The sequence below is a fragment of the Fulvivirga sp. genome, from assembly GCF_040220315.1.
In the GTDB taxonomy this organism is placed as follows: domain Bacteria; phylum Bacteroidota; class Bacteroidia; order Cytophagales; family Cyclobacteriaceae; genus Fulvivirga.
On the sequence record NZ_JAVJUY010000217.1, the window covers coordinates 1 to 2,917 of the forward strand.

Sequence of the window (2,917 nt, forward strand, 5' to 3'; positions counted from 1 at the left end):
GCTGAAAGTTTTGCATTGGTGACAGCTGCTCCAATGATTTGATTATGGTCATCCACACCAACCAGTAAGGTGCCTCCGGCAGCATTGGCAAAGGCACAGATTTCCTCGGTTAGTTCTTTCACTTTGGAAGGAACTGACCGCTTCCATTCGGCCTGGTAGCCCTCTCCTGAAGATATGAGTGTTTGTAGTTCTTCTGCTGTCATCGAATATTTTGTTGTTCAGGCATAATCACATTTCGTTATCCTCCAATCCAATCAAATAGTTCACCCAAGCGAGCATTAATCAAATCTTTGTCTTCAATATTCTCTTTCTCTCGTATCTCCTCTTCAAACTTCTCTTCAGGTTGTATCCCAACACCCCGCACTAGATTAAACGGAAGATTCTTAATGATTTTCCATGTGAGAAAGAAGCCTTCCTCGTACCACTTTCTTCCCGCTACAAAGAATGAATTGAAATAAAGAAGTGCCTGCTCATGATTTGATAATTGAGCTCGTAAGGTCTTGAGGTATTCGTACTTCTCTTTTCTAGTTACTACACTCTCCGAATACCGATCTACAAATTTTACAGTTTGATATAAATGACGATAGTAGTGCCCCAACTTTGAACTATGTCCATCAAGGGGCTGATAATCAATTCTCAGATTTGCGGTATTTCCTTCATGTTTGAGTTTACCTGTATATGGTGTATTTGATAAATTCTGATTTTTCTTTAAGATTTTGTCACGATACTCTCTATAATTTGACTGGAGAGTTCGAATATTTAACCTTAAATCCTTAACAAAATCTTTATTGAATTTACTTTCGAGGGGTTCAGTTGCGATATCAGAATTGGGACCTCCTCCAAAAAAGAAAAAACTATATGCGATTTCATTAAAATCTTTTGAATCAATTTCTTCCTTTTTCCATTTCCTTTCTCCATCCGTTGAATTGAGCAATTCGTGACACATGAAATAGCAATATCGAAATTCCTCATACATCTTGATAAATGCCTTTCTTCCATTGTGATTGCCAGCTATTTCAACTTCAGTTACATTATCACGGTGCAGGCGTAGCATTTCATAGAATTTATTTTCAAATCTCTCCACCTGAATATCATGCCTCTGATTTTGATTAGCTATATACTGCACCCAGAAAGCCATGAAGGTAAGGCCAGCAGCCACCATAGCAATGTAAGGAGCCATAAGCCCGCCAAAAGTATCTCCCATCTGGCCTGTTTCTGTGTTAACAACAAGGTCAAAATAAATGAGCCAACTTTTTTGAGTAAACCAGAGTGGAAAAAACATGATCAATCCCATCAATAACAGAAACGGAATGAAAACCTTCCAGAAACCCCATCCAAAGGTTGTTGTATGTTGGCTGCTTTTACCCTTTATCCGTAATAATTTCACTCTTCCTCCTCCTCTCCATTACCATCTTCTCCGAAGAGCGCCTTGCCAATACGGTACTTGATATCATAATTGATAATGAAATCCAGCTCCTCCTCGGTGAAGCCATAATGCTCTGCAAGCACTGTGTCGATCTGGTCGATGATGGGTTTGCTTGGCCTGAAATTAAAGTATTGAACGGTGATTGAACCTTTGTTCTTGTAATCTACTGTTCTTTCAAAAGAATTCTTTACATAGTCTTCCATCAATTCTTTAGCAATATTGGTCAAGGATTGCGAACCCTCAATTTTGGGAATAGGAAATTGATATACCTCACGTTTATTTAAATTCCGGCAATCTGAGTTCACAATGTAAAACATGTAGAACGTTGCTGATGAAAGACTACAGAGAACCAAATCTTTGTCATGTTGTTTAGGGAAATAGATTCTTTTTAATTCAGATGGTTCTCTTTTAATATTTTTTTCGTCTAGCACCTTGGGGACAAAATCTAGAAATTGGAGAAAAAACGACACCTTACGAGTGTAATACACAACAGATGAACTTGAAGGTTTCTGAGATCTTTGGGCAACAGTATCACCTCTTTTGAGCTTTTTTATTATTGATTTTTCAACCAATGATTGAACTTTAGTCACAGATGTAGGAAAAATGGGATCTGACTCCATATCCACACTTGTGTAATTCACTCGTAAATCAAAAATGTTCGATCTTTCCTCTGAGTACCACTTAATATAGTTTGTCGAAAAAACGTTACATTCGGCTTCTTTGGATTTGCTAGATATTACTATGTGGAGGCGCTTATCGACTCCTTCAAACATTTTCGAAGGATGGGCATCACCTGACCAATTGCTGATATAGATAAATTCTGATTCCTCAAAATATATCTTTTGAATGGACTTAAAGCCATCAACTGAAAAACAACTCATTGGAATAATGAAGCTTAGCTTACTTTGAGGACCAGTAAGATTCATTGATCTTTCCATGACATAAGCATATAAATCACCTGAATCAATTGATGTATAGCCCTGAATTGAATAGGTTTTCTTTATGTCTTTGTAGAGTACATAGGGAGGATTTCCAATAATCACGTCAAACCCACCACTACCAGAAATGATCTGGTAAAATTCTGCAAACCAATGAATGGGTTGGTGCGAAGTAAGCCAGGACTTGTATCCCTCAGTTTCCTGCTGAATGGTACTCGGACTGCTAAACAATCCAGTGTTGCCACCCATGTCTTCATATTTACTCACTCCATAAGCGTCAGCCAGGTATTCATTCAATCGATCGTTTAATTGTTTCAACCGGCTTTTAAGCTCTTCCTTTGCCTCCCGGAAGCTGTTCGATCCCTGATCGTTGATAAGTTGACTGTTCTGGAAATGAGCATAAGCTTTACTTACCAGTTCGCATTCCTCGGTAAAGGCTTCCAACACTTCTTCATAACCCGTTCGATACTGTCCATGCCGGTCGGCTTTGATTGCCCTCAGTAATTCTTGTTCAGTGGCAAAGCCAACCAGGGTATTTCCTGCCCTGATGTTG

General features: G+C 38.8%; 3 protein-coding genes. All 3 read right to left on the reverse strand.

Annotation, left to right across the window (positions count from 1 at the left end; all coding sequences use genetic code 11):
- Window positions 1-203 (reverse strand): AlbA family DNA-binding domain-containing protein (locus RLO81_RS10655; RefSeq protein ID WP_350111228.1); only part of this gene is annotated, 203 nt, incomplete at its 3' end.
- Between the two features lie 35 nt (window positions 204-238).
- Window positions 239-1,282 (reverse strand): putative phage abortive infection protein, encoded by a 1,044-nt coding sequence (locus RLO81_RS10660; protein WP_350111231.1) that lies wholly within the window; start codon window positions 1,280-1,282, stop codon window positions 239-241.
- Window positions 1,283-1,383: 101 nt separating this feature from the next.
- Window positions 1,384-2,917 (reverse strand): Eco57I restriction-modification methylase domain-containing protein (locus tag RLO81_RS10665; protein WP_350111234.1); only part of this gene is annotated, 1,534 nt, incomplete at its 5' end.